This is a genomic window from Azospirillum terrae, assembly GCF_053470425.1.
Map to the genome: position 1 here is coordinate 1 of NZ_JBPXMR010000041.1, position 2,504 is coordinate 2,504.

At 70.0% G+C, this 2,504-nt stretch carries 2 protein-coding genes; both read right to left on the reverse strand.

From position 1 onward, the window contains the following. Nucleotides 1-350 precede the first annotated feature (350 nt). Nucleotides 351-1,526 (reverse strand): IS91 family transposase, encoded by a 1,176-nt coding sequence (locus ACSVDD_RS29570; protein ID WP_448192993.1) that lies wholly within the window; start codon nucleotides 1,524-1,526, stop codon nucleotides 351-353. Nucleotides 1,527-1,535: 9 nt separating this feature from the next. After that, complete coding sequence (locus tag ACSVDD_RS29575; RefSeq protein ID WP_448192994.1) at nucleotides 1,536-2,396, reverse strand: tyrosine-type recombinase/integrase; 861 nt, start codon at nucleotides 2,394-2,396, stop codon at nucleotides 1,536-1,538. Nucleotides 2,397-2,504: the final 108 nt, after the last annotated feature.

The window sequence follows — 2,504 nt, forward strand, 5'->3', positions numbered from 1 at the left end:
GAATGAATGAGGGTTTTTGCTGGGTCCCGCCGAGCACCGAGCGGTGCCGCGGCGTCGGGCGGGACGCTGCAAAAGCCAGATTGAACGAAGCCGCGCCGGTGCGGACAGCTATGGGAATAGTGGAAACGCCGGCCCCGCACGGCCTGCCGTGATCGTCGCGCGCCGGGATGAGAGGATGGCCACCGCGCTCTCCTGCGAAGGTCGGTGGCGGGCATCCTGAGAGCGTCGGCCGAAAGCTTGGCAGGTGGGATGTCCCGACAGCCTTCGAACGGCACAGGGCGGGTGGGTGCGGCCGGTGGTGGTGGCGGTCGGCAGCCGGAGGATCCTGGCGTGACGGAAGCGCGGGGCGGTCAAGACGTGTCGTTCCAGGTTGGCGGCCGTGGAGGCCGCTGCGGTGGCACCGGGCCGAGGAGGATCATCGGGCCACCGCACAATGGGCAACGGTCGAGGGTACGGCCGGTCAGCTGGCGGTACCGCTCACGGTAGTCGGCCACCGGCTCGGCCGGCGCCGGCGGGGCGGCGTCCAGCAGCTGACGGCACAAGGCCAGCTTGGCGACGCGCTGGCCGTTGGCCAGGAAGCCGTAATGACGGATGCGGTGGAAGCCGGCGGGCAGCGTGTGCAGCAGGAAGCGGCGGATGAACTCGTCGGCGCTGAGCGTCATCACCTTCGAGCGGTTGTGATGGCGATAGTCCTTCCAGCGGAAGCGGACTTGCCCGTCGCGGTGCTCGACCAGACGGCTGTTGGCGATGGCGACGCGATGGGTGTAGCGGCCCAAGTACTCCAGCACCGTCTCCGGCCCGCCGAACGGTGGCTTGGCGTAGACCACCCACTCGACCCGGCGGACGGTGGCCAGCAGCGTGGCGAACACCGGCGCCTCGCCGACACCGATCAAGTCGCCGGCACGGTAGGCCGCCTCCAGTTCCTCCAGGAAGCGGCGCCGGTACAGCCGCGCCAGCACGCGCACCGGCAGGAAGAAGCCGGGCCGGCACGCCACCCAACGCTGGCCGTCGAGCGCCGGTCCCCCGCCGGGGACGATGCAGTGGACATGCGGATGGTGGTGAAGGGTCTGGCCCCAAGTGTGCAGCACGGCGATCAGGCCGATCTCGGCCCCGAGATGGCGCGAATCGGCGGCGATGGCCCGCACGGCTTCGGCGGCGGTGCGGAGCAGAATGCCGTAGACCACCGCCTTGTTGCGCAAGGCCAGTTCGGCCACCGGCGCCGGTACAGTGAACACGACGTGGAAGTAGGGGACGGGCAACAGGTCGGCCCGGCGGTCCTCAAGCCACTGCGCCTGCGCCAGCCCCTGGCACTTGGGACAGTGGCGGTTACGGCAGGAATTGTAGGCGATGTGCGGCGCGCCACACGCCGCGCAGGCTTCGGCATGGCCGCCCAACGTCGCGGTGCGACACGCCTCGATGGCGGCCATGACGCGACGCTGCGGGCGGCTGAGCCGGTCGGCCTGGGCGGCGCGATAGGCGGCACCGTGCTGGCGGAAGATGTCCGCCACCTCCAGCGCGGGGCGCATGCCCGCCGCTCAGGCCGACCTCCGATCGCCGGCCGGCAGGCGATCGAGCGGGCTCGGCGTGCGGGCGATCAGCGCCGGCGTGACCTGGGTGTACAGCGCCGTCGTGGCGAGGCGCCGGTGCCCGAGCAGCACCTGGATGATGCGCAACTCGGTGCCGGCTTCCAGCAGGTGGGTGGCGAAACTGTGCCGCAGCGTGTGCATCGTCGCCGGCTTGGCAAGTCCGGCCTTCCGCCGGGCCAGCCGGCAGGCGTCCTGCAAGGTGGCGACACTGACGGGGGTCCCCGTTGCCCGGCCGGGGAACAGCCACGTCTGTGGGCGCTCCTCACGCCAGTAGGCGCGCAGGATGGCGAGCAACTGGGGAGACAGCATGACGTAGCGGTCCTTGGCGCCCTTGCCGTGCTCGACACGGATGACCAAGCGTTGGCTGTCGATGTCGCTGACCTTCAGCGTGGCGACCTCCGAGACGCGCAGTCCGGTGGCGTAGGCGGTGGTCAGGGCCACCCGGCTGCGGACCACCGGCACCGCGGCGAGAAACCGCACGACCTCCTCGGCGCTGAGCACAATGGGGAGCGTGCGCGGCTCACGCGCCCGGGCGATGCGCTCCGCGACGGCGGGCTGGCCCAAGGTGATGCCGAAGAGGAAGCGCAATGCACAAGCAACTTGGTTGATGTGGCTCCATGACCGCTTCTGCTGGGTGAGGTGGAGCAGATAGGTCCGCACCTCCTCCGAGCCCAAGGTGTTGGGTGGCCGGCCGAAGTGCCGGCTGAAGTTGGCCACCGCGTAGACGTAGGACTGCTGCGTCGCGGGCGAGAAGTTGCGCAGCGTCATGTCTTCGATCATCCGCTGGCGAAGGGGGCTGATCCGGGGCATCGTGGAACCTCCTGGGTGGGATTGGTTCCATCCCCACATTCCAACGGGTCGGAGGTTCCGCGCTGCTGACGCCCCCTATGCCGCGTCAGCGGCTTCGTTCAATCCGCA